The 25007-nt window shown below is 61.5% G+C and carries 21 protein-coding genes; 14 read left to right on the forward strand and 7 right to left on the reverse strand.

Going from position 1 to position 25007, the window contains the following annotated elements:
- The first annotated feature begins 151 nt into the window (after positions 1-151).
- Positions 152-2752 (forward strand): PAS domain-containing sensor histidine kinase, encoded by a 2601-nt coding sequence (locus FHT70_RS08340; RefSeq protein ID WP_183700227.1) that lies wholly within the window; start codon positions 152-154, stop codon positions 2750-2752.
- Between the two features lie 268 nt (positions 2753-3020).
- On the opposite strand, the gene FHT70_RS08345 is transcribed toward FHT70_RS08340, so the two are convergent.
- On the reverse strand, positions 3021-3947 hold the full coding sequence (locus FHT70_RS08345) for a pseudouridine-5'-phosphate glycosidase (RefSeq protein ID WP_183700229.1): 927 nt from the start codon (positions 3945-3947) through the stop codon (positions 3021-3023).
- 89 nt (positions 3948-4036) lie between these two features.
- Positions 4037-4981, reverse strand: coding sequence for a carbohydrate kinase family protein (locus tag FHT70_RS08350; RefSeq protein ID WP_183700231.1), 945 nt, complete (start codon positions 4979-4981; stop codon positions 4037-4039).
- A gap of 229 nt (positions 4982-5210) precedes the next feature.
- Here FHT70_RS08350 and recA point away from each other — a divergent pair, with 229 nt between their 5' ends.
- The 3 genes from recA (at position 5211) to FHT70_RS08365 (ending at position 10101) form a co-directional block, all read left to right on the forward strand.
- A complete protein-coding gene (gene recA, locus FHT70_RS08355; protein WP_085780083.1) occupies positions 5211-6299 on the forward strand; it encodes a recombinase RecA in 1089 nt (362 codons plus the stop codon).
- A gap of 155 nt (positions 6300-6454) precedes the next feature.
- Positions 6455-9109: an alanine--tRNA ligase gene (gene alaS, locus FHT70_RS08360; protein WP_183700233.1), complete on the forward strand. Its 2655-nt coding sequence runs from the start codon at positions 6455-6457 to the stop codon at positions 9107-9109.
- Positions 9110-9249: 140 nt separating this feature from the next.
- On the forward strand, positions 9250-10101 hold the full coding sequence (locus tag FHT70_RS08365) for an AraC family transcriptional regulator (protein ID WP_183700235.1): 852 nt from the start codon (positions 9250-9252) through the stop codon (positions 10099-10101).
- Positions 10102-10147: 46 nt separating this feature from the next.
- On the opposite strand, the gene FHT70_RS08370 is transcribed toward FHT70_RS08365, so the two are convergent.
- The 3 genes from FHT70_RS08370 to FHT70_RS08380 form a co-directional block, all read right to left on the reverse strand.
- Positions 10148-10774, reverse strand: coding sequence for a glutathione S-transferase family protein (locus tag FHT70_RS08370; protein ID WP_183700237.1), 627 nt, complete (start codon positions 10772-10774; stop codon positions 10148-10150).
- Positions 10775-10841: 67 nt separating this feature from the next.
- Entirely contained in the window at positions 10842-11288 is a 447-nt protein-coding gene (locus FHT70_RS08375; protein ID WP_085778341.1) for a GNAT family N-acetyltransferase, read from the reverse strand.
- Between the two features lie 65 nt (positions 11289-11353).
- Entirely contained in the window at positions 11354-12565 is a 1212-nt protein-coding gene (locus tag FHT70_RS08380) for an NADP-dependent isocitrate dehydrogenase (RefSeq protein WP_020921416.1), read from the reverse strand.
- 187 nt (positions 12566-12752) lie between these two features.
- On the opposite strand from FHT70_RS08380, the gene FHT70_RS08385 reads away from it, so the two are divergent.
- The 10 genes from FHT70_RS08385 (at position 12753) to FHT70_RS08430 (ending at position 23166) form a co-directional block, all read left to right on the forward strand.
- On the forward strand, positions 12753-13295 hold the full coding sequence (locus tag FHT70_RS08385; protein ID WP_183700239.1) for a hypothetical protein: 543 nt from the start codon (positions 12753-12755) through the stop codon (positions 13293-13295).
- 74 nt (positions 13296-13369) lie between these two features.
- Positions 13370-15403 (forward strand): FUSC family protein, encoded by a 2034-nt coding sequence (locus FHT70_RS08390; protein ID WP_183700241.1) that lies wholly within the window; start codon positions 13370-13372, stop codon positions 15401-15403.
- 4 nt (positions 15404-15407) lie between these two features.
- Positions 15408-16238, forward strand: a complete 831-nt coding sequence (locus FHT70_RS08395) for an RNA methyltransferase (RefSeq protein ID WP_183700243.1) — start codon at positions 15408-15410, stop codon at positions 16236-16238.
- A complete protein-coding gene (gene murI, locus FHT70_RS08400) occupies positions 16219-17019 on the forward strand; it encodes a glutamate racemase (RefSeq protein ID WP_183700245.1) in 801 nt (266 codons plus the stop codon). The genes FHT70_RS08395 and murI overlap by 20 nt, the downstream gene beginning before the upstream one ends.
- 128 nt (positions 17020-17147) lie before the next feature.
- Positions 17148-18659: an ATP-binding protein gene (locus FHT70_RS08405; RefSeq protein WP_183700247.1), complete on the forward strand. Its 1512-nt coding sequence runs from the start codon at positions 17148-17150 to the stop codon at positions 18657-18659.
- 225 nt (positions 18660-18884) lie between these two features.
- The gene (rpsD, locus tag FHT70_RS08410) at positions 18885-19502 is read left to right on the forward strand and encodes a 30S ribosomal protein S4 (protein WP_064685423.1); all 618 of its coding nucleotides are present in this window, start codon (positions 18885-18887) and stop codon (positions 19500-19502) included.
- 69 nt (positions 19503-19571) lie between these two features.
- Positions 19572-20501, forward strand: coding sequence for a glutaminase (locus FHT70_RS08415; RefSeq protein ID WP_183700249.1), 930 nt, complete (start codon positions 19572-19574; stop codon positions 20499-20501).
- A 58-nt stretch (positions 20502-20559) separates the two neighbouring features.
- Positions 20560-21432: a tRNA 2-thiocytidine(32) synthetase TtcA gene (gene ttcA / locus FHT70_RS08420; RefSeq protein ID WP_183700251.1), complete on the forward strand. Its 873-nt coding sequence runs from the start codon at positions 20560-20562 to the stop codon at positions 21430-21432.
- Positions 21433-21480: 48 nt separating this feature from the next.
- A complete protein-coding gene (locus FHT70_RS08425; RefSeq protein ID WP_183700253.1) occupies positions 21481-22308 on the forward strand; it encodes an inositol monophosphatase family protein in 828 nt (275 codons plus the stop codon).
- Between the two features lie 33 nt (positions 22309-22341).
- The gene (locus FHT70_RS08430; RefSeq protein ID WP_183700255.1) at positions 22342-23166 is read left to right on the forward strand and encodes an inositol monophosphatase family protein; all 825 of its coding nucleotides are present in this window, start codon (positions 22342-22344) and stop codon (positions 23164-23166) included.
- Between the two features lie 43 nt (positions 23167-23209).
- Here the strand turns inward: FHT70_RS08430 and FHT70_RS08435 are convergent, their stop codons facing one another.
- Together FHT70_RS08435 and FHT70_RS08440 are read right to left on the reverse strand one after the other, a co-directional pair.
- Complete coding sequence (locus FHT70_RS08435; RefSeq protein WP_183700257.1) at positions 23210-23683, reverse strand: GNAT family N-acetyltransferase; 474 nt, start codon at positions 23681-23683, stop codon at positions 23210-23212.
- 34 nt (positions 23684-23717) lie between these two features.
- A complete protein-coding gene (locus tag FHT70_RS08440; protein ID WP_097599234.1) occupies positions 23718-24995 on the reverse strand; it encodes a multidrug effflux MFS transporter in 1278 nt (425 codons plus the stop codon).
- Positions 24996-25007: the final 12 nt, after the last annotated feature.

The raw sequence follows: 25007 nt of genomic DNA on the forward strand, positions 1-25007 counted from the left end.
CGGCGCAGATGGCGCTCTTGCCTGTGAATTCAAGCGGTCTTGCCGGCGACCGGTGTTTTTGCCGGCGTGGCAAATTGCTAAGAAGGAAAGAGCGCCTGATTCCCGCTTCTTGTTCGTGCTACGAGGTGGGAAAGGCTTATGCGAGGAATATATGACGAAACCGCGTCAGGTCGACGACTATAACGCACCGCTTGTGGATCGTGGGGGGCGTTCTGGCACGGTTTTGCGCATTCTTCTCCTGGCGCTCGTGCTGATCGCGGCCGCAGGGGCTTTTGTCGTCTTCAAGCGATCGCTCGACAACGAGATGGTGCTCGGCGGTCTCGGCGTTCTCGCCATGGTCGGCATCTTCTTCCTGGTATCTTCCGTTATCGGCTTCATCGAGGTGATGCCGCAGCGCCAGTCCGACAGCTTGGCGCGCGCCTTCCTCAACAGCCACCCGGACGGCACGCTGATCACCGACGAAAAGGGCCGGATCATCTATGCCAACGCCGCCTATGGCGCGCTCACCGGCGCGCGCAAGGCAACAGAAGTGCAGACACTGGAAACGCTGCTGTCGCGGCACCGCGAATCCAACGAGGCGCTCTACCGGCTGATCAATGGTCTGCGCGAGGGCAAGGAGGGCCGGGAGGAATTCCGCCTGCTGCGCGCCGTCGGGCCCGGCAGCAACAGCTCGGGCGCGCATTGGTACCGGCTGAAGGTGCGGCTGCTGCAGCCGGAGGATGGTGGCGGCAAGCCGCTGCAGATCTGGCAGATCACTGACATCACCGCCGAACGCGACGATCAGGAGCGCTTCTTCAAGGAGCTGCAGAATGCGATCGATTATCTCGACCACGCGCCGGCCGGCTTCTTCTCCGCCGGCAGGAAGGGCGAGATCTTCTACCTGAACGCGACGCTTGCAGAGTGGCTGGGCCTCGACCTAACCAAGTTCCTGCCGGGCTCGATGTCGATCGGCGACCTGGTGGCGGGCGAGGGGCTGGCGCTGATCCAGTCGGTGCAGGCCGAGCCCGGCCTGAAAAAAACCGTGACGCTGGATCTCGATCTGCGCAAGACCAACGGCCAGAGCCTGCCGGTGCAGATAATTCACAGCGTCACCTCGATGCGCGATGGCGCGCCTGGCGAAAGCCGGACGATCGTGCTGGCGCGCGGAAAGAGCAGCGAGAGCGGCCAGTCCGCTTCGGCTGCCGCCATGCGCTTCACCCGCTTCTTCAACAATACCCCGATGGCGATCGCCTCGGTCGACGGCGACGGACGCATCCTGCGCACCAACGCGCCGTTCCTCAAGCTGTTCTCCGGCATCGTCTCGCGCGATGACCTGGAAAAGGCGCCGTATCTAGAAACGATCGTGCAGGAGAGCGATCGACCGCAACTGGCCGCGGCGCTGACGGCCGCCAAGGACCGGCAGAGCGACATCCCGCCGCTCGACACCCGCACGCCGACAGACGAGGCCCGCTATTTCCGCTTTTATGTCAACGCCGTTATCGACCAGAGCGACGAGGCGCCGGAAGAGGCGGCGATCGTCTATGCCGTCGAGGTGACCGAGCAGAAGGCGCTGGAAGCGCAGATGGCGCAGACGCAGAAGATGAACGCTGTCGGAACGCTCGCCGGCGGTATCGCGCATGATTTCAACAACGTCCTGACGGCGATCCTGCTTTCTTCCGATCACCTGCTGCTGCAGGCGCGTCCTTCCGATGCAAGCTTCGCGGACCTGATGGAGATCAAGCGCAACGCCAACCGCGCCGCGGTGCTGGTGCGCCAGTTGCTCGCCTTCTCACGCAAGCAGACCATGCGGCCCTCGGTTCTGAACCTCACCGATGTCGTCGGCGACCTGCGCATGCTGGTCGACCGGCTGCTCTCCGGCACCAATGTCAAGCTCGATGTGCAATATGGCCGCGATCTCTGGCCCGTCAAAACCGACCTTTCGCAATTCGAGCAGGTGCTCATCAATCTCTGTGTCAATGCGCGCGACGCCATGCCTGACGGCGGCACGCTGACGCTGCGCACCCGCAATTTGACCGCAGCCGAGGTCGCGGCCTTCAATTATTCCTACATGCCGGCCGAGGACATGGTGCTGGTCGAGGTCGCCGATACTGGTACAGGCATCGCGCCCGAGATCATGGACAAGATTTTCGAGCCCTTCTTCACCACCAAGGATGTCGGCAAGGGCACCGGGCTTGGTCTCGCCATGGTCTACGGCATCGTCAAGCAGTCGGGCGGCTACATCCAGCCGGAATCCGAAGTCGGCAAAGGCACGACCTTCCGAGTCTTCCTGCCGCGCTATATCCCGGAGCCGGCGATTGCCGCGGAGGCGGGTTCGATCGACAACGCCATCAATGAAGTCCCAGCCGCGCCGGCGGTGGCCGCGCAGCAGCCGGAGGACCTGACCGGCTCGGCCGTCGTCCTTCTCGTCGAAGACGAGGAAGCGGTGCGCCGCGGCGGCAAGCGCATGCTGGAAACGCGCGGCTACACCGTGCATGAGGCTGGCTCGGGCGTCGAGGCGCTGAGCATCATGGAGGAGCTCGAGGGCAAGGTCGACATCGTCGTTTCCGACGTGGTTATGCCCGAAATGGATGGCCCGACGCTGCTGCGCGAGTTGCGTAAGAACTATCCCGACCTGAAATTCATCTTCGTTTCCGGCTATGCCGAGGACGCCTTCGCCCGCAATCTGCCGCCGGATGCGAAATTCGGATTTTTGCCGAAACCGTTCTCGCTGAAGCAGCTTGCCGTGGTGGTGAAGGAAACGTTGGATAGCTGATTACGGCTTGATGGTTTGCGGAGAGGCACACTATGTGGCACTCCCCTCTGCCTGTCGGGCATCTCCCCCACAGGTGGGGAGATCGGCTGGGCCCGATGGATTCCTCAAACAACTGCCGTATGATTGTTCCGCTACTGTAGCGAGGGAACGATGGTCCGGCCTCTTGCCGATCTCCACCCTAGTGGGGGAGATGTCCGGCAGGACAGAGGGGGGTGCACACGGCCAACCCTCTCTGAAAATCCTCAAGCCGACAAAACGAATCCACCAATTACTCACCCAACGCCACGGCAATCTCTGCCGCAAGCCGCGCATTGTTTTCCACCAGCGCGATATTCGTCTTCAGGCTCTGGCCGTCCGTCAGGTCGAAAATGGTCGAGAGTAGATAAGGCGTCACCGCCTTGCCGGTGATTTCGTCGCGTTCGGCACTATCAAGCGCCCGCTCGATATAGATCTCCATCTCCTCACGCGCGATTTCGTCGGCTTCCGGCACCGGATTGGCGACGAGCATGCCGCCGTCGATGCCGAGCTGTTCGCGCACCGTCTGGAAATTGGCGATGGCCGCCGGGCTGTTCAGCGAGAGCGGGCTGCGGATACCTGATGAACGCGACCAGAAGGCGGGGAATTCTTCGCTCTCATAGGTGACCACAGGTACGCCGCGGGTCTCCAGCACTTCAAGCGTCTTTGGAATGTCAAGGATCGCCTTGGCGCCGGCGCAGACGACGATAACGTCGGTGCGCGCCAATTCCTCAAGATCGGCTGATATATCGAAGCTTTCCTCGGCGCCGCGATGCACGCCGCCGATGCCGCCTGTGGCAAAGACACGAATGCCGGCGCGGGCCGCCGCGATCATCGTCGCAGCAACCGTCGTTGCGCCGGTGCGCCGTTCGGCGATCGCGAAGGCGAGATCGGCGCGTGACACCTTCATGACCTCCTTTGCCTTGGCAAGCTGCTCAAGTTGCGCAGCTTCAAGGCCGATATGAAGGGTGCCGTGGATGACCGCGATCGTCGCCGGCACCGCGCCCTGTTCGCGAATGATCGTCTCGACGCTGCGCGCCATTTCGATATTGCCGGGATAGGGCATGCCATGGGTGATGATGGTCGATTCCAGCGCCACCAGTGGCGCGCCGCGCTGCTTGGCGCTGGCGACCTCCTTCGAATAGGCGATCGGCAGAAGAGGGGAGATGGGCTTGGTCATGGTCTTGTCCTGTGATCGGCAGAGCATGATACCAAAAGCGTGGGCGGCTTTCGAAACGGCATCTTGCTCAACTCTTTAATTCAGCCGCTTCAATGCAGAATTCTGACCTTGGGAACAAGGGCAAGCGCCTCATTCAAGAGATCCGGAGTCAGATTTTCGTTGACGGCGTGCCGTGACTGCACCGTGAGCGCTGCCGCCGCCGCGCCGTAGCGAACGGCCTCCTCGAGCGGCAGGCCTGATATCAAGGCGGCGAGCGTGACGGCGGCAAGGGAATCGCCGGCGCCGGTAACATCGGCGACGGTTTCGGCGATTGGCGGCTGCAGCGCCACGGCGCGGTCTTTGCAAATCGCAACGAGCTCGCGCCGTCCGCGGGTGACGACGGCGTTTCTGATGCCGATCTCATTCAGGAGCGGCGGCCAACCGCCCGAATCCTCCGGCTGCAAGCCGGTAACGGCGGCGGCTTCGGCCTCGTTCAGGAACAGATAATCGATATCCCTAATGCAGGGTTTCAGCCGGACCACCTTGGCCGGCGAGATGGCGATGGCCGCAACGGGTTTGGCCAGGGAGTTCGCCTTGGCGACGATCGCCGCGATTGTCTCTTCCGGCAGATTGGCGTCGACGAGAATGAAATCATGGGCGGCGAAGGCCTCGCGCACCCAGCGGATGGACAGGCGCCGCGGCACGAAGAAACGGTAGAGATCCATGTCGGCAAGGGCGATCACGAGGTCGCCGTTCTTCTCGATGATCGCCGTATAGCTCGGTGTCTTGCGGTCGAGGAAGACGAAAGGCCGGTCGTCGATTCCGGCGAAATCAGCAGCTTCGCCGACCATTTCGCCGAAGGGATCGCCGCCGCGCGGCGAGATCATCGTCACGTGAAAGCCCAATCTTGCAAGGTTACGCGCCGCATTGAAACCGCCGCCGCCCGGCTCCTCGAACCAGGTGCCGGGATTGCTGGCGCCTTGCGCCGTTTCGCCGGAGATGCGGCCACGCCTGTCGATATGGGCACCGCCGAGAACGAGAATCTTTTTCATCAACTTACCCGGGATCATAAAGTGCGAAGGGCGAATCGATGCTCTTTGCCCGGCTGCGGCAAAGCTTGCGCAGGGGGTCTAAGCCGTTGCTTTGCATCGATAAAACAAATGTAGAACACGGGCCCTTTTACCTTTTTCTTTCAAATGTTTGTGCGCCTATTGCGGGAATGGAACAAATAGGGTACAAACTCGACATTGCTTGAGCGGCTTCAATAACCTAAAGGTGGATCGGATGTCTCAGAATACATTGCGGCTGGTAGAGGACAAATCGGTGGACAAAAGCAAGGCGCTTGAAGCGGCACTCTCACAGATAGAGCGGTCGTTCGGCAAGGGCTCGATCATGAAACTCGGCTCCAACGAGAACGTCGTCGAGATCGAGACGGTTTCGACGGGCTCGCTTGGTCTCGATATCGCGCTCGGAATTGGCGGCTTGCCGAAGGGCCGCATCATTGAAATCTATGGGCCGGAAAGCTCGGGCAAAACAACGCTTGCGCTGCAGACCATTGCGGAATCGCAGAAGAAGGGCGGCATCTGCGCCTTCGTCGATGCCGAACACGCGCTCGATCCAGTCTATGCCCGTAAGCTTGGCGTCGATCTTCAGAATCTGCTGATCTCGCAGCCAGATACCGGAGAGCAGGCGCTCGAAATCACCGACACGCTGGTGCGCTCCGGCGCCGTCGACGTTCTCGTCGTCGACTCGGTCGCCGCGCTGACGCCGCGCGCCGAAATCGAAGGCGAGATGGGCGACAGCCTGCCGGGCATGCAGGCCCGCCTGATGAGCCAGGCGCTGCGCAAGCTGACCGCGTCGATCTCCAAGTCGAACTGCATGGTGATCTTCATCAACCAGATTCGCATGAAGATCGGCGTCATGTTCGGTTCTCCGGAAACGACGACCGGCGGCAATGCGCTGAAATTCTATGCCTCCGTGCGCCTCGACATTCGCCGCATCGGCTCGGTCAAGGAGCGCGAAGAGGTGGTCGGCAACCAGACCCGCGTCAAGGTCGTCAAGAACAAGATGGCGCCTCCTTTCAAGCAGGTCGAGTTCGACATCATGTACGGCGAAGGCGTGTCCAAGACGGGCGAACTCGTCGATCTCGGCGTCAAGGCCGGTATCGTCGAGAAGTCGGGTGCCTGGTTCTCCTATAACAGCCAGCGTCTCGGCCAGGGTCGCGAAAACGCCAAGACCTTCCTGCGTGACAATCCGGATCTCGCCCGCGAGATCGAGCTGGCGCTGCGCCAGAATGCCGGCCTTATCGCCGATCGTTTCCTGCAGAATGGTGGTCCGGATGCCGATGACGGCGATGCTGCCGCGGAAATGTAATTTTCGCGCCTGAACTTGATTTGAAATCTCAGCCGGCCGCATTCCTTCATCAGAATGCGGCCGGTTTTGTTTGTCGGCTGGACAGTGGCGGAGGCGAACGTTAAAAGCCGATGGATTTGAATTTATCTGCCTACGGCAGCATTGAAGGGCATAGAATGAGCGGCGTAAACGACATCCGGTCGACCTTCCTCGACTATTTCAAGAAGAACGGCCACGAGATCGTTCCGTCCAGTCCGCTCGTGCCGCGCAACGACCCGACGCTGATGTTCACCAATGCCGGCATGGTGCAGTTCAAGAACGTCTTCACCGGCTTGGAAAAACGTCCTTATGCAACCGCGACAACCTCGCAGAAATGCGTGCGCGCCGGTGGCAAGCATAACGATCTCGACAATGTCGGCTATACCGCGCGTCACCTGACCTTCTTCGAGATGCTCGGCAATTTCTCCTTCGGCGACTATTTCAAGGAGAATGCGATCGAGCTGGCCTGGAAGCTCGTGACCGAAGGCTTCGACCTGCCGAAACATCGCCTGCTGGTGACCGTCTATTCCGAAGACGAGGAAGCAGCGGCTTTGTGGAAGAAGATCGCCGGTTTCTCCGACGACAAGATCATCCGCATCCCGACCTCAGACAATTTCTGGCAGATGGGGGATACCGGCCCCTGCGGACCCTGCTCGGAAATCTTCATCGACCAGGGCGAAAATGTCTGGGGCGGCCCTCCCGGTTCGCCCGAGGAAGACGGCGACCGGTTCCTGGAATTCTGGAACCTGGTTTTCATGCAGTTCGAGCAGACCGAGCCGGGGGTTCGCAATCCGCTGCCGCGTCCGTCGATCGACACCGGCATGGGTCTGGAACGCATGGCCTGCATCCTTCAGGGTGTTCAGAGCGTCTTCGATACCGATCTTTTCCGCACGCTGACCGGCACAATCGAGGATACGATAGGAGTCAAGGCGGAAGGCAGCGCCAGCCACCGCGTCATCGCCGACCATCTGCGTTCCTCGGCCTTCCTGATTGCCGATGGCGTGCTGCCGTCGAATGAGGGCCGCGGCTATGTGCTGCGCCGTATCATGCGTCGCGCCATGCGGCACGCCCAGCTTCTCGGCGCCAAGGAGCCGCTGATGTATAAGCTGCTGCCGACGCTGGTGCAGGAGATGGGCCGCGCCTATCCGGAGCTCGTGCGGGCCGAGGCGCTGATCTCGGAGACGCTGAAGCTCGAAGAAGGTCGCTTCCGCAAGACGCTGGAGCGCGGCCTGTCGCTGCTGTCGGATGCGACCGCTGATCTCGGCAAGGGCGACATGCTGGATGGCGAGACCGCCTTCAAGCTTTACGACACCTACGGCTTCCCGCTCGACCTGACGCAAGACGCCCTGCGCGCTCGCGAGATCGGCGTCGACATAGCTGGTTTCACCGATGCCATGGAGCGCCAGAAGGCCGAAGCCCGGTCGCACTGGGCCGGCTCCGGCGAGAAGGCAACTGAAACCGTCTGGTTCGAGCTTAGGGAAAAGCATGGCGCAACCGAGTTCCTCGGTTACGACACAGAGAGCGCTGAAGGCGTGGTGCAGGCGATCGTCAAAGACAACGCTGTGGCCGACGAAGCCAAGGCCGGCGACAAGGTGCAGATCGTCGTCAGCCAGACGCCTTTCTATGGAGAATCCGGTGGTCAGATGGGCGATACCGGCTTCATCTCCTCTGACCACGGCAAGATCGAGATATCGGACACACAGAAGAAGGGCGAGGGCCTCTTCGTGCATTCCGGCACGGTCGTCGAAGGTGCATTCAAGACCGGCGATGCTGTCGTTCTGACTGTCGACCATGCCCGCCGTTCGCGCCTGCGCGCCAACCATTCGGCAACCCACCTGCTGCACGAGGCGCTGCGCGAAGTGCTCGGCACCCATGTCGCGCAGAAGGGCTCGCTGGTTGCGCCCGAGCGTCTGCGTTTCGACGTTTCGCACCCCAAGCCGATGTCGGCCGAGGAGTTGAAGGTCGTCGAGGACATGGCAAACGAGATCGTTCTGCAGAATGCCCCCGTCACGACCCGCCTGATGAGCGTTGATGACGCGATCGCCGAAGGCGCAATGGCGCTCTTCGGCGAGAAATACGGCGATGAGGTCCGCGTCGTTTCGATGGGCACGGGTCTGCACGGCGCGAAGACCGACAAGCCTTACTCGGTCGAACTTTGCGGTGGTACGCATGTGTCGGCCACCGGCCAGATCGGACTCGTCCGTATTCTCGGCGAAAGTGCAGTCGGCGCCGGCGTCCGTCGTATCGAAGCCGTGACCGGTGAAACGGCGCGTGAATATCTTGCCGAGCAGGACGAGCGCGTAAAGACGCTCGCGGCGTCGCTCAAGGTGCAGCCGTCGGAAGTCCTGTCGCGCGTCGAAGCGCTTATCGACGAGCGCCGCAAGCTCGAGAGGGAATTGGCCGACGCCAAGCGTAAACTCGCCATGGGCGGCGGGCAGGGCAACTCGGCCGATGCCGTGCGCGAAGTTGCCGGCGTCAAGTTCCTCGGCAAGGCTATATCGGGCGTCGACCCCAAGGATCTGAAGGGCCTGGCCGACGACGGCAAGACCAGCATCGGCTCCGGCGTCGTCGCCCTCGTCGGCGTGTCCGACGACGGCAAGGCGAGCGCAGTGGTTGCGGTGACGTCGGATCTCGTTCAGCGCTACAGCGCTGTCGACCTCGTCCGCATCGCCTCGGCTGCTCTCGGCGGCAAGGGGGGCGGCGGCCGCCCCGACATGGCCCAGGCCGGCGGCCCCGACGGATCGAAGGCTGATGACGCCATAGAGGCCGTGGCTTTGGCGCTCGCCGGCTGATCATCAGATCTGCGGGATTTTCAAACGGCGGAGGCTCGGCTTCCGCCTTTTTTCGTTTCAGCTTCCGCAGCAGGTCCGCAGGATTTGTCAATTCGATATATGGTTGTCTCTGGTCATTCGGTTTTGCATAAGGCTTTGACATGAACGGCGGCACGGCATGGGCGCTTTACGAGACCCGTCTAAGACGGGTTTCGGCCTACATTCACGACCATCTCGATGAAGAACTGGATATGGAACGTCTGGCCGAGATCGCCTGTTTGTCGAGCTATCACTGGCACAGGATTTACCGGGCGATCTATGGCGAGACGCTGGCGGCCACCGTCAAGCGGCTCAGGCTGCATCGCGCCGCGGGCGAGATCGTCCGCACGGAGCTTGCCGTCAGTGATATTGCGAAGCGATCAGGCTATCCCAATCTCCAATCTTTCAACCGCATCTTCAAATCGGTCTATGGCATGCCGCCGGCGCGCTACCGGAAAGAGGGAAGCCATGCAGCGTTCCAACTCTCACCTAACGGAAAGTCCAAAGCCATGTTTGATGTTACCTTGCGGCAGATCGAGCCGATCGAGCTGATCGGCGTCGCCCATACCGGTTCCTACATGCAGATCGGCAAAGCCTTCGAAACATTGTTCGGCACGCTTTACGCCCGCGGCCTTGCCAAGCCCGATATGCGGATGATCGGCGTCTATCTCGACGATCCCGACATCGTGCCGGCCGAAAAACTGCGCTCCATCGCCTGCGTCACCAGCACCCCAGGAGTTCCCACCGAAGCGCCGTTCGAGCGACATACGATCGAGGGTGGCAACTATGCCGTCCTGCGCCATAAGGGTCCTTATGCGGACATGTATAGGGCCTATCAGTGGCTTTATTCCGAATGGCTGCCGAACTCGGGACGACAGTTGAAGGACAGTGTCATGTTCGAGGAATATCTCAACAATCCGCGCGATGTGCCGCCGACAGAACTGATGACGGATATTCACATGCCGCTTGCCTGACGGCTGATCCCAGCGCGGCGTTCCGGACGTCGCGCCGGATTCACAGTCAGGCAGCCTGCATCGTCTTGCCGGCCTCGTCGTCCAATGCGTTCGCGCGTTTGTAGGCCTCGCGCTCGCTGATGCGGCCGAAATAGTCTATGAAGGCCTGGCGCTTCTCGATGCTGCCGAAACCGAGGCCCCAGCCGATATGCGCACCGACATAGACGTCGGCGGCGGTAAAGCGCTCGCCGGTGACGTAGGTCGATCGGGAGACCGCCATCTCAAGTGTATTCATGACGTCGCCGAAACCGCCGCAACCGGCCATGCGTAGGCGTTCCGCAGGGATTTCGAAGCCGAGCGCCTTCATCGTCACCGCCGATTCCAGGGGGCCGGCAGCAAAGAACATCCAGCGGTAATAGCGGGCGCGTTCCTCCGGCCTCGGCGCCAGGCTCTTTTCCGGGAAAGTTTCTGCCAGATAGGCGCAGATCGCTGCACATTCGGTGACGACGGTGTCGCCGTGGCGGATTGCCGGCACTTTGCCCATCGGATTGACCCGAAGATATTCCGGCGCCTTCATGGTTTCGCCGAAAGTCAGCAGCTCGGTACGATAGGGTTGGCCGATCTCCTCCAGCATCCAACGCGCGATGCGGCCGCGCGACATCGGGTTCGTATAGAATACCAGCTCTTCGCTCATGACGTCCTCCTCGTGACGCTGTTGTGCGGAATCAATAGCGCGGCGAAGTCTTTGTGCAAGCCCGGAGCTAGAGCGCTTTGCGGTACTGGATGAAACCCGAGCGCTCGGCGATCCTGTCGTAGAGGCGCCGCGCGGTCGCATTGCTTTCATGAGTCATCCAGTAAAGCCTGCCGGCACCCGTTGAGCGGGCAAGCTCGGCGACGCCTTCGATCAGCGCGGCTCCGGTGCCGAGCCCGCGTTGACTGTTTTCGACATAGAGATCCTGCAGATAGCAGGTCCATTGCGGCAGCCAGCAGGACCGATGGAAGATGGCATGCACGATGCCGACGAGGCGGCCGTCTTCGTCGAAGGCGCCAAGCGCATGCATGGGTTCGTCGGGATCGTGGAAGCGAGCCCAGGTAAGATCGGTCGTCTCGGCCGGGATAACCACTTCGTAGAACCGCTGGTAAGCTGCCCATAACGGCTCCCAGGCGGCACGATCTGAAGGTTTGAGCGGGTGCACGGTCACCGTCATTTTCTCTCCCAAATGAAAACGGCGGGGAAATCCCCGCCGTTCAATGCTATTGCGAAAAGACGGGCTTACGCCATTGCCTTCTGCAGGTTCTGGTCGATCTTGTCGAGGAAAGCGGTGGTCGAGAGCCACGGCTGATCGGGGCCGATCAGCAGCGCCAGGTCCTTGGTCATGAAGCCGGATTCGACGGTGTCGACGCAGACCTTTTCCAGCGTTGAGGCGAACTTGGCAAGTTCGGCATTGTCATCGAGCTTGGCGCGGTGGGCGAGGCCTCGGGTCCATGCGAAGATCGACGCGATCGAATTCGTCGAGGTTTCCTGACCCTTCTGGTGCTGGCGGTAGTGGCGAGTGACCGTGCCGTGAGCCGCTTCGGCTTCAACCGTCTTGCCGTCCGGCGTCAGCAGAACCGAGGTCATCAGGCCGAGCGAGCCGAAGCCCTGGGCGACGGTATCGGACTGAACATCGCCGTCATAGTTCTTGCAGGCCCAGACATAACCGCCGGACCACTTCAGGGCCGAAGCGACCATGTCGTCGATCAGGCGGTGTTCGTAGGTGATGCCGGCTTCCTTGAACTGATCCTTGAATTCGGTCTCGTAGACTTCCTCGAAGATGTCCTTGAAGCGGCCGTCATAGGCCTTGAGGATGGTGTTCTTGGTCGAAAGATAGACCGGCCACTTGCGCATCAGGCCGTACATCATCGAGGCGCGGGCGAATTCGCGGATCGATTCATCAAGGTTGTACATGGCCATGGCAACCCCGGCGCCCGGCGCGTTGAAGACTTCCTTTTCGATGACGGTGCCGTCTTCGCCGACGAACTTAATCGTCAGCTTGCCCTTGCCGGGGAATTTGAAGTCGGTGGCGCGATACTGGTCGCCGAATGCATGGCGGCCGACGACGATCGGCTGCGTCCAGCCGGGAACGAGGCGCGGCACGTTACGGCAAATGATCGGCTCGCGGAAGATGACGCCGCCGAGGATGTTGCGGATCGTGCCGTTCGGGCTCTTCCACATTTCCTTGAGGTTGAATTCCTTCACGCGGGCTTCATCAGGCGTAATGGTCGCGCACTTGATGCCGACACCGTACTTCTTGATGGCGTTGGCGGCGTCGACCGTGACCTGGTCGTTGGTGGCGTCGCGATTTTCGACCGAGAGGTCGTAATAGTCGATGTCGAGGTCGAGATACGGATGGATCAGCTTATCCTTGATGAGCTGCCAGATGATGCGCGTCATTTCATCGCCGTCGAGATCGGCGACGGGATTAGCGACCTTGATCTTCTTCATGTATCTGCCTCGTTAAGCTTGGAAGGGGATATTGTCCCGGCTGGGTGATGTAATCCGGAGCGCTATAGCATTGTGAGCCGGGAACGCAAAGCTGCAACGGGCAGGGACATGACGTTTTTGCCTCCATTGCCAAGTGCTGGAAAATGGCTACCCTCCGCCGCCTGAGCCCGATTCCCGGACATTTACCATGAAGAAGATCGCCGTTCTGTTCGCCGGCCTGCTTGCCGCCGGGTCTGCCGCACCTGGCCTCTCGCTTGCAGCTGACGCGGCTGCGCCGGTGAAGGAAATCATGAAGGACACGCAGACGAACTGGGCGAGCGACGCCAGCGACTGGATCGATGTCTTCGAGGAAAGCATGCTCGGCCGGCTCTACAGCAAGGATTTCAGCGACAAGTACAGAGCAGCCGCTCAGAACCCCGCTGCCGACGAGGATGGCATTTCTCCCTTCGACTATGACGTGATCGTCAACGGGCAGGATGCCTGCCCGCTGCAGGATCTCTCTATCGAAAACGGCCAGCCGGCAAACGGCACGACAGAGGTGACTGTGAAATTCAAGGCAGCGACTTGCCTGGAAGGCGCCCCCAACAGCGATGACTTTACGACGGTGCGTTTCGAGGTAATCGAGGAGAATGGCAAATCCGTCGTCGACGACATCATGGTTCAGGGTGAGGAGGGGCAGGGGCCGATCTCGCTCAAGGCTACCATGGCGCAGATTGCCAACGGCCAGTAAGCGAGACATTCAAGCGGCGGTTTGATTTCCGCTCCCGCGGCGGTATCTATCGATCGTCATGGCATGAGGGGCTCATGCATTTGTCTTCCAAGTTTCAGTTCCGCGACTGGCTGCTTGCCAACGATCCGGCGCTGTCACGCCTTCGCATGGCGACGCGGGTGACATTGACGATCGTCCTTTCGGTCTTGATCCTGCTTGCCATCCAGGCGCTGATCGCACCACTGCCGAGGGCCGCCTTCGGCCTCGGTATCGTTCTGTCGATCGAGGGCGGGGTGGCTGTGCGCGACAAGGGCAATTCGCGCCAACTGGTGACGCGGCTTCTCGGTTGTGGCGCAAGCATTGCAGTTGTGGGCATCGCGGCCGGGCTGGAGGATCACCGATTTTTCTCCGATCTCGTCTTTCTGGCAGTGATCGCGCTGGCGTCAGCCGCACGGGTGTTCGGGCCCCGCGGCTTTGCGATCGGCATGTTCGCTTTCACCTCCTATTTCATGGGCGCCTATTTCCAGCCGTCGTTTGCCGAGCTGCCTGAAGTGGCGTTCGGTCCTATTGTCGCGGTGCTTGTCGGCCATGTAGTGAGGGCGGTGCTGCTGCCGGACGATGGGCGGCGCGATCTGCTGCGCTCGCTCGAAAGCGTCCGCGGCCGGATCAACCAGATCCTCTTCAAGCTTGCTGCCCTTGCCGGCGGCGATGTCGGCGACGACGACCGGCAGGAGCTGCGCCAACTGGAAGATCGGCTGAAGGAGGCGGTGCTGATGGCCGAGACCTTCATCCCGCGTCCGCCCGGGGGCGTGTTCGACGGCGCCGCAGATCCGGCCGCGGAGCTGGCGATCCGGCTCTTCGATGCCCATCTTGCCGCTGAAAGCGCAATCGTGCTGAGCGTTCAGAGCCCGCCGCCCTTTGCACTCGTCCACGCAGTGATCGAAGCGGATACGGCGGAGCTGGCAAGATATGAGGGTATGGCCGAAGCCATCAAGGATCAGCCGCAGGGTGAAACCATGCGGGCGCTTCTCTGGCTCGGTGAGGCGCGGCAGCAACTGAGCGAAGTGATCAACCAGGGTCAGGCCCACTTTTTTTCCAGTATCGATGCGGCCGAGGACACCGGACAATCCCCGCTGGTCGATTTTTCGTTGGCCAACCCGCTGCTGAGAGCAGCGTTGCAGATCACGATCGCCGCGGCGATCGCCATGAGTTTCGGCCTGCTTTTATCGCGCGAGCGTTGGTTCTGGGCAGTGCTTGCCTCCTTTCTGGTCTTCACCAACACCAATTCGCGTGGTGATACGGCGATGAAGGCGCTGTCGCGTTCACTCGGCACCGTGCTCGGAATTGCCATGGGCCTCGTGCTTGCAACGCTCATTTCAGGCCAGTCGGCGATCGCCATTCCAGTCGCGGTCATCTGCATCTTCCTCGCCTTTTATTTCCTGCAGGTTTCCTACGCGACGATGACCTTCTTCATCTCGATCGTGCTATGTCTGGTCTACGGCATGACCGGTGTGCTGACGCTCGATCTCCTGAAGTTGCGTATCGGCGAGACCATGATTGGGGCGGCGGCCGGAACGGCGGTCGCTTTCCTCGTTTTCCCCACCCGCACGCGCGGCGCGCTCGATACGGCGCTCGACCGCTGGTTCCTGTCGCTGCGCGCCCTGCTCGATGCGATCGGCGAGGGCAAGAGCGGCTTCGAGCTGATCGCCCTGTCGCAGAGGATCGATGCCTGCTACCGCGATGTGACGGTGGCAGCCCGCCCGCTCGGCTCCTCCTGGTCGGTGGTGACGCGGCCGGGCCAAATCCGCCAAACGCTGGCGATCTTCCTCTCCTGCACCTATTGGGCACGCATCCTGGCGAAGAATTACGAAGCGACGGCTGTCACTGATCAGGAGAAGCTGATCGCTGCGGATCTGGCGCTGATCGCTGATGCGGCGCCACGCGGCTCTGCTTGTTTCTTCATCAAGCGCAAGGCGTCGCGAACGACGGGAAGGCATTTGCCAGTGTCGCGCGAAGGCGCCAGGGTGGGGCTCGAAATGATCGGTTCGGCGCTGGAGAGACTCTATCCGCAGCCTGACGTCTTGCCGTTTGCGCCGGGCGAGGCTATTGCGCGCTCGAAACAGGGATAAGAGCATGGCAGGCACGAACAGCGAGCGTCAACTTTTGGCCGAGGGACCGGCCATCATTCTGGTCGAGCCGCAGATGGGCGAAAATATCGGCATGGTTGCGCGCGCCATGGCGAACTTCGGCCTTGCGGAACTGCGCCTCGTCAATCCGCGCGACGGCTGGCCAAACGAGAAGGCGCAGGCGACTGCCTCCAAGGCCGATCACGTGATAGGAGCGACGAAGGTCTATGACACGCTGGAGCAAGCGATCGCCGACCTCAATTTCGTGTATGCGACGACGGCGCGCAGCCGCGACAACTATAAGCCGGTGCGCTCCCCGGTCTTTGCCGCGCAGACCCTGCGCACAAGGTTCCGGGCAGGCGAGGCAACGGGTATTCTCTTCGGCCGCGAGCGTTGGGGGCTGACCAATGAGGAAGTGGCGTTGGCCGACGAGATCGTGACCTTCCCGGTCAACCCCGCCTTCGCCTCGCTGAATATCGCTCAGGCCGTGCTTCTGATGTCTTATGAATGGATGAAATCCGGCATGGAAGATCTGGAAGCGGTGCCGTTCCAGGCGCTCGAGCAGCGGCCTTCCACCAAGGAGCAGCTCTTCGGCCTGTTCGACCAGCTGGAAGAAGCGCTCGATTCACGCAACTATTTCCATCCGCCCTCGAAAAAGCCGAAAATGGTCGACAACCTCCGCGCTGTTCTCTCCCGCCGCGCCTTCACCGAACAGGAAATCAGCGTGCTGCGCGGCGTCATCTCCTCCCTCGATCGCTTTTCGCGAAACAGTCCGCGCAAAGGCGGTTCCACCAGATCCGGCAAGGAAGCGCCAACCGATGACAGCGCCGATCAATGAGCTGAAACCCGTCCTGGTCTTCGATTCAGGCATAGGCGGGCTGACCGTCCTGCGCGAGGCGCGTGTGTTGATGCCGGAGCGCGGCTTCATCTATGTCGCCGACGATGCCGGCTTTCCCTATGGTGGTTGGGAAGAACAGGCGCTGAAGGAGCGCATCATCGGGCTCTTCGGCAAGCTGCTTCAGGAGCACGATCCCGAAGTCTGCATTATAGCCTGCAACACCGCCTTCACGCTCGTCGGCGCCGAACTGCGCGCGGCCTTTCCTCAGATGACCTTCGTCGGCACCGTACCGGCGATCAAACCGGCGGCGGAGCGGACGCGTTCGGGCCTGGTCTCGGTGCTGGCAACCCCGGGTACCGTGAAGCGAGCCTATACGCGCGACCTCATTCAGTCCTTCGCGCAGCAATGTCATGTGCGTCTTGTCGGCTCGGAAAACCTTGCCCGCATGGCCGAAGCCTATATTCGCGGCGACGCCGTATCCGACGAGGCCGTGCTCGCCGAGATCGACCAGTGCTTCGTCGAGAAAGAGGGTCACAAGACCGATATCGTGGTGCTTGCCTGCACGCACTATCCCTTCATGGCAAACCTCTTCCGCCGGCTTGCACCCTGGCCGGTCGACTGGCTCGATCCGGCCGAGGCAATCGCGCGGCGCGCCCGCACGCTGGTGCCGCTGGTTGCCGATGCCGTGCATCCGGACAATTTCGACTTTGCACTCTTCACATCAGGCAATCCCGATTTTGCCACGCGGCGGCTGATGCAGGGATTCGGCTTGAGGGCATGAGCGGAATTGTCCTGTGGGTTGGCAAAATCCGGCCCTGAAAATCAGCAGATTCTTTGATAGACGGGGCGCTGCCGTTTCGGAAGAATGGCACTTCATTCATGTGAGTCTCTTCGCCGCGAGGATCAGCATTGCAGGTTGGCATCGATATGGGATTGGCGTCCGGCGCTCCGGCGACGCTCGATATCGAGGAGCTGCTGGCGACCCGTCTGCTCGTGCAAGGCAATTCGGGCTCCGGCAAATCGCATCTCCTGCGCCGCCTGCTCGAGCAATCCGCCCAATGGGTGCAGCAGGTCATCATCGATCCCGAAGGTGATTTCGTCACGCTTTCAGACAGGTTCGGTCATATCGTCGTTGACGGCGAACGCACCGAGGCGGAACTGGCAGGCATCGCCAACCGCATCCGCCAGCATCGCGTGTCCTGCGTTCTGACGCTCGAAGGTCTCGATATCGAGCAGCAGATGCGCGCTGCCGCCGCCTTCCTCAACGGCATGTTCGATGCCGATCGCGAATATTGGTATCCCGTCCTTGTCGTCGTGGACGAGGCGCAGATGTTTGCGCCGTCCGTCGGCGGAGACGTCTCGGAAGATGCGCGCAAGATGTCCTTGGGCGCGATGACCAATCTGATGTGCCGCGGCCGCAAGCGCGGACTTGCCGGCGTCATCGCCACGCAGCGGCTTGCGAAGCTCGCAAAGAACGTCGCAGCCGAAGCCTCGAACTTCCTGATGGGCCGCACCTTCCTCGATATCGACATGGCGCGCGCAGCCGACCTGCTCGGCATGGACCGGCGCCAGGCGGAAATGTTCCGGGATCTGAAGCGCGGCAATTTCGTCGCCCTCGGGCCGGCCCTGTCGCGCCGGCCGCTGCCGATCCAGATCGGCGCGGTGGAGACCTCGGCGCGCTCATCGAGCCCCAAGCTGATGCCGTTGCCCGATGCGCCGCAGGATGTGGAAGACCTGATCTTCACGCCCGACCCAGAGGAATTTCAGCGCCCGATCATGCGTCGCGCGCCGCCGGCGCCACGGCCGACGACCGATATCCTGGCGGAACTCTCGCGCTCGACGCCGGCCGCATCCCCAGTGCCGGTGGAGGCAAGGGCGAGCCAGGTGGAGATCTCCCCCGAGGAACGGGAGGAGCGCCTGGCCGGCGTGCTTGCCGAAATTCTTGACGATCCCGCATCCGGCTTTCGCACCGACTCCGTACTCTACCAGGATTTTCTCGTCCGGCTGCGCATGCGCCGCGTGCCGGGGCCGCCGATCGCGCTGCCGGATTTCCGCCGGCGCGTGGCGATCTCGCGCTCCGGAGTCGATGCGGCGACGGCCGGAACGGAGGCCTGGGCAACGGCACTGTCGCTATCGGCGCGAGTCACCGACGACCTGCAGGGCGTCTTCCTGATGCTCGCCAAGGCCGCGGTCTGCGATGAGCCGTGCCCGTCGGACGCACGCATCGCCCGCGCCTATGGCACCCATTCCGCACGCCGCGCCCGCCGTTTGCTCGGCTATTTCGAGGAGCAGGGCATCGTGGTCGTGCATACGGATTTTTCCGGCAAGCGCATCGTCGCTTTCCCCGACATGAACTGCCAGACGGCGCCTGGCGACGCAAACGCGCCGGATACGGGCGATCAGCCTCTGGCTGCGGAATAGTAGCCTTACCGCGCTTCGGCGCTGTTGACATTTTCATGACGGGCCTCTAAAGACCGCCCCAAGCACCGGGCAGCAATGTCCGGTGTTTCATTTGACATGTCCCGTGGATCGTTTCTGTTCGCGTAACCGAAACATCCTGTCAGGCCTCGGAAGAGGTCAGAGGAGGGCGTGTTTCCTTCGCGCGGTTTGGCAACAAGCCGGCATAAACCTTTGAAAGGAAATACGATGAGCAAGCGCGAATCGTCCAAGTATAAAATTGACCGCCGTATGGGCGAAAACATTTGGGGCCGTCCGAAGTCCCCGGTGAACCGCCGCGAATACGGCCCGGGCCAGCACGGCCAGCGCCGCAAGGGCAAGCTGTCGGACTTCGGTGTGCAGCTGCGCGCCAAGCAGAAGCTCAAGGGTTACTACGGTGACCTGCGCGAGAAGCAGTTCCGCGCGATCTTCGCCGAAGCCGCCCGCCGCAAGGGCGACACGTCGGAAAACCTGATCGGTCTGCTGGAATCCCGCCTCGACGCGATCGTCTATCGCGCCAAGTTCGTTCCGACGGTCTTTGCTGCCCGTCAGTTCGTCAACCATGGCCACGTGACCGTCAACGGCGTCCGCGTCAACATCGGCTCCTACCGTTGCAAGGCTGGCGACGTCATCGAAGTTCGCGAAAAGTCGAAGCAGCTGGTGACCGTTCTGGAGGCCGTCAGCCTCGCCGAGCGCGACGTTCCCGACTATATCGAAGTCGATCACAACAAGATGGTCGCCACTTACGGCCGCGTTCCGACCCTCAGCGACGTTCCGTTCCCGGTCGTCATGGAACCGCATCTGGTCGTCGAATTCTATTCGCGTTAAAAAACCAGGCGTTTCGCATATGGAAAAGCCGCTCTTTCGGGCGGCTTTTTTGTTATCCGGAGAGAAGCGATGGCGGATTTGCAGGCGACCCTTGATAGCATCTACAGCGATATCCTGCCGCGTATCGGCGAGGGCAAGGTCGCCGACTATATTCCCGAGCTTGCCAAGGTCGATCCACGGCACTTCGGCATGGCGATCGTCACCGTCGACGGCCAGGTCTTTCGTGTCGGCGATGCAGACATCTCCTTCTCGATCCAGAGCATATCCAAAGTCTTCATGCTGACCTTGGCGCTCGGCAAGGTGGGGGAGGGCCTGTGGAAGCGCGTCGGGCGCGAACCATCGGGATCGGCCTTCAATTCGATCGTGCAGCTCGAACATGAGAGCGGAATTCCCCGCAATCCCTTCATCAATGCCGGCGCGATCGCCGTCACCGACGTCGTCATGGCCGGCCATGCGCCGCGCGAGGCGATCGGCGAGCTGCTGCGTTTCGTGCGTTATCTTGCCGATGACGAGTCGATCACCATCGATGACAAGGTGGCGCGGTCGGAGACGCAGACCGGATACCGCAACGTTGCGCTTGCCAATTTCATGCGCGCCTATCGCAATCTCGACCATCCCGTCGACCACGTGCTCGGCGTCTATTTCCACCAATGCGCTCTGTCGATGAGCTGCGAGCAACTGGCGCGGGCGGGGCTGTTCCTGGCGGCGCGCGGCAGCAATCCGATGACCGGTCACTCCGTGGTCTCGCCGAAGCGGGCGCGGCGCATCAATGCGCTGATGCTGACCTGCGGCCATTATGACGGCTCGGGCGACTTTGCCTATCATGTCGGCCTGCCCGGCAAGAGCGGCGTCGGTGGCGGCATTTTTGCGGTGGCGCCCGGCATTGCCTCGATCGCGGTATGGTCCCCGGGGCTGAACAAGGTCGGCAATTCACAGCTTGGCGCCGTGGCGCTTGAGATGCTTGCGGCCCGCACCGGCTGGTCGGTTTTTGGCGATTGAGGCTGTGTTGCCGGATGACTTTCTGCTAAGGCAGGCAGATCTTCGATAGGACGGAGCAATGAATATCGCAGCCAACATCGCTGATGATCCGGAGACTGGCGAAATCGACGACGGCGCAGGCCCTGCACTCTTTGCCGATGCGCCACGTTCGGTCTCCTTTAACAAGCTGCGCAAGCGCCTGCTCAGGCAAGTACGTCAGGCTTTCGATGATTTCGACATGCTGAAGGGGCAGAAGCGCTGGCTTGTCGGCCTTTCCGGCGGCAAGGATTCCTACGGTCTCTTGGCGCTGCTGCTTGATCTGAAATGGCGCGGGCTGCTGCCCGTCGAGCTCGTCGCCTGCAATCTCGACCAGGGACAGCCAAACTTTCCAAAGCATGTGCTGCCGGATTATCTGACGAAGATCGGCGTCCGGCATCGCATCGAATATCGCGACACCTATTCTATCGTGAAGGAGAAGGTGCCCGAAGGCGCCACCTATTGCTCGCTCTGTTCGCGGCTGCGGCGCGGCAATCTCTACCGCATCGCGCGGGAGGAGGGCTGCGACGCCTTGGTGCTCGGCCATCACCGTGAGGACATTCTCGAAACCTTCTTCATGAATTTCTTTCACGGCGGGCGGCTTGCCTCGATGCCGGCAAAGCTTCTGAACGACGAGGGCGACCTGATGGTGCTTCGGCCGCTCGCCTATGCCGCCGAGGACGATCTTGCCAGGTTTGCCGTCGCCATGCAGTTCCCGATCATCCCCTGCGATCTCTGCGGCTCCCAGGACGGGCTGCAGCGCAATGCCATGAAGGACATGCTCGCCGATATCGAACGGCGCATGCCTGGACGCAAGGACACGATGCTGCGGGCGCTTTCGCATGTGAACCCGTCGCACCTGCTCGATCCGAAACTCTTCGACTTTTCCAGCCTTGGTGTCACCGATCCTTCATGAAAGGCCGGCTAAGCAGGCTGGCTCTTTGCATGAAGGACAGCAATTCGCATGACTATTTCAGATCAGGATATTCTCTTTCTCGGCGAATGCCTGAGGGAGGCGGCGCGCGCGGAAATCATGCCGCGCTTTCGCAACCTCGGCGATACGGATGTTTCTGAAAAGACCTCGGCAACCGATCTGGTGACGCAGGCGGATCTGCTTGCCGAACACCGCATCACCGCGGCCCTGAAAGAGCGCTTTCCCTCAGCGCTTGTCGTCGGCGAGGAAGCCTATGACGCCGACAAATCGGTGGTGCCGGCGCTTGCCGATGCCGAGCTTGCCTTTGTCATCGATCCTGTCGACGGCACGTTCAATTTCGCCGCCGGGCTTCCCGTTTTCGGAACGATGCTTGCGGTTACCGTCAGGGGCGAGACCGTCGCCGGCATCATTCACGATCCCGCTCTTGGCGACACGGTGACGGCGATCAAGGGGGCGGGCACCTTTCTGGTTCGCCAGGATGGACAATCGAGCAGGCTGAAGGTGGCTGAGCCTGCCGCCTTGAACCAGATGGTCGGCGGCATGTCGTGGGGCTATATGGAAGAGCCCGATCGCTCACGCATCTGCGCCAACATGGCAAAGGCGCGGATGACCTTCGCCTTCAACTGCTCAGCCTACGAATATTGGATGGTCGCGTCCGGCAAGATGCACTTCATCGGGCATGCGAAGCTGATGCCCTGGGACCACCTGGCCGGCGTGCTCGCGCACCAGGAGGCGGGCGGCCACACGGCGAAATTCGATGGCACGCCCTATCGTCCGGGCGAGACAGTCGGCGGCATCATCTCGGCGCCTGATGAAGAAAGCTGGCAGCTGATCCGGCGCGAAATCGTCGGCATTTGAGTTGAGGCTTCGGCCGCAGTGAGAGGATTTGAAATGACAACCAGTATTGACGTGACTGTTCTTGCCGATCTCTTGCGCCGCGCGGCAAAGGCCGAGATCCTGCCGCGTTTCCGCCGGCTCGGCCGGGACGAGGTGCGTGCCAAGAGCGAGGCGACCGATCTTGTCACCGAGGCCGACGAGCGGGCCGAGCGCATGATCAAGGCGGAAGCGCAACAGCTCTGGCCGGACGCGCTGTTCCTCGGGGAAGAGTCGGTCGCGGCCGACCCGGCGCTGCTTGGCAGGCTTGCCGATGCCGATTTCGCGATCGTGGTCGATCCGGTGGACGGAACGTTCAACTTCGCCGCCGGCATCCCGGCCTTCGGTGTCATGGCTTCGGTCATATCAGGCGGCGAAACCATTGCCGGCATGATCTACGACCCGATGGGCGATGATTGGGTGATGGCGGAGAAGGGCGGCGGCGCGTGGCTGCGCAGGCCGGATGGCGAGGCGCAGCGATTGCGTGCAGCCGAGCCTGTTGCCCTCGACCAGATGGTCGGCATGGCTTCGACCGGCTACCTGCCGGTGGAGAAGCGCGCCGAGGTGCTTGGCAATCTCGCCAAAGTGCGTTTCCTCACCAACTACCGCTGTGCTGCCCACGAATACCGCACCCTTGCCGGCGGGCACGTCCATTACCTGATGTACAACAAGCTGATGCCTTGGGATCATCTTGCCGGCACGCTGATCTCGCAGGAGGCCGGCGCCTATGCGGCCCGCTTCGATGGCTCGCCCTACCTGCCGCAGCATCTCGACGGCGGACTGCTGATTGCGCCCGACAAGGCTTCCTGGGACACGCTGCGGCGTGAGGTCGTTACCGTCTAAACCTATGCGACCGGCCGTCGCAAGCCGGTCGCAAATTGACAATTCAGGTGCAGAATTTTTCCATCAAAAAGTTTTCCAGGTCCTGTCCGCGCTTTTTGACGATTTGCCGGGTTATCACGCGAAATCCTTTGCGTTCAAAAAACGGGCGAGCAGTTCTGCTTGCTTCTGTATATATTCGGCGAAACCCCAGCGTGCGAGCCTCTTCTTCGACTCTGCCCAATAGGCGGGTTGCTACGCCGATCCCTTGATAGCCAGGGTGCACGAACATCATGTCGAGGCACCCGTCGCTGGTGAGATCCGAAAAACCCACGCGGTTTCCGGCAATCTCTGCCATCCAGGCCGGCCTGCTCATCCTTCGTTCCGCCCACGAGCGGCGATCCTCCACCTCTGCCCAAGCTTCGATCTCGGCGGCGGAATAGTTCTTTGACGAGATCTCCCGAATGGAGCGCAGAAAAATCTCGATCGTGGCGTCCACGTCACTTGGCGCATAAGGCTTGATCAGAATTCGCTCGTCCATCGAGAATGCCTTGAGTTGATCCGGTCCACCCGCCTCAGAAATGGGCGGCGCCCGGATCGAGTTGCGGACTGTCGCCCGGATGGGTGAAGAGCTTGCCGTTCTCAGCCCACAGCGTGGCTGCGATCGTCAGCAGACCGAACAGCGCGAATCCGCCGAAGAGTGGCTGCACCGTGCCGTTGAACATCTGCCCGACCAGACCGCCGAGGATGGCGCCGAAGGTCGTCGAGACAAAGCCGGTGATGGCGGTCGCCGTGCCGGCGAGATTGCCCATCGGCTCAAGGCTGATGGCGGTGAAATTGGTGGCGATCACCGCAAACATCATCAGAACAATTGTGAAGATGCTGTAGGCGGTGGCGAAATCCGGCTTGCCCGCCAACGCGGTGACGAAGCCGAGTGCTGACAGCGCCGTGAAGATCAGCAGCGCCGCGTGCGAGATCCGACGCATGCCGAATTTGCGGACGAAGAAGCCGTTTGCGAAATTGGCGACGGCAATGCCGCCGGCGGTCGCCGCAAAGGCAATCGGCAGCCAATCCCCAAGGCCATAGACTTCGCCGAAAACCTGCTGCACGGAAATCACATAGGCGCTGATGACGCCGGTGAACATGGTCAGACCGATCATGTAGCCGCAGGTGATGCGGTTGGTAAGCACGGTCTTAAAGCCGTCCGCGACGGAGCCGACCGACAAAGGCAGGCGTTCTGCCGGGGGAAGCGATTCCTTCAGCCTGAGAAGAGCCCAGACGAACAGGATGCTGGCGACGGCGCCGAGCAGCATGAAGATCCAGTGCCAGTTGGCATAGAGGATGATGAGCTGGCCGACCGAAGGAGCAACGATCGGCACGATCATGAAGACGATCATGACATAGGACATGACGCGGGCCATTTCGCGGCCGCCGAAGCAGTCGCGGACGATGGCCATGGTGGTGATGCGCACGGCCGCGCCGCCCACACCCTGAATGAAGCGCATGAGGAGCAGCATTTCGAAGCTACCGGTTGCGGCAGCGGCAAACATTGCGACCACATAGCAGGCGAGGCCGCCGAGCAGGATATTGCGGCGGCCGAACGTGTCTGAAAGGCTGCCGAAGAATATCTGCGAGACGCCGAAGCCGAGGAAGAACACGCCGATGATGAGCTGGGCGTCGTTGGTGTTGGTGACGCCGAGTGAATGGCCGATATTGGGCAATGCCGGCAGCATGCTGTCGATCGCCATGGCAATGCTGGCGGTCATGACGGCGATGGTGACGACGAATTCGCCGAAGCCCATGCCGATGCGGCGGGACCCCTGGTTTTCCTGGTGCGGTTTGTGAGGCGTCATGCGGTGAAATCC

The sequence above is a fragment of the Rhizobium sp. BK049 genome (assembly GCF_014193135.1).
Lineage (GTDB): Bacteria > Pseudomonadota > Alphaproteobacteria > Rhizobiales > Rhizobiaceae > Rhizobium.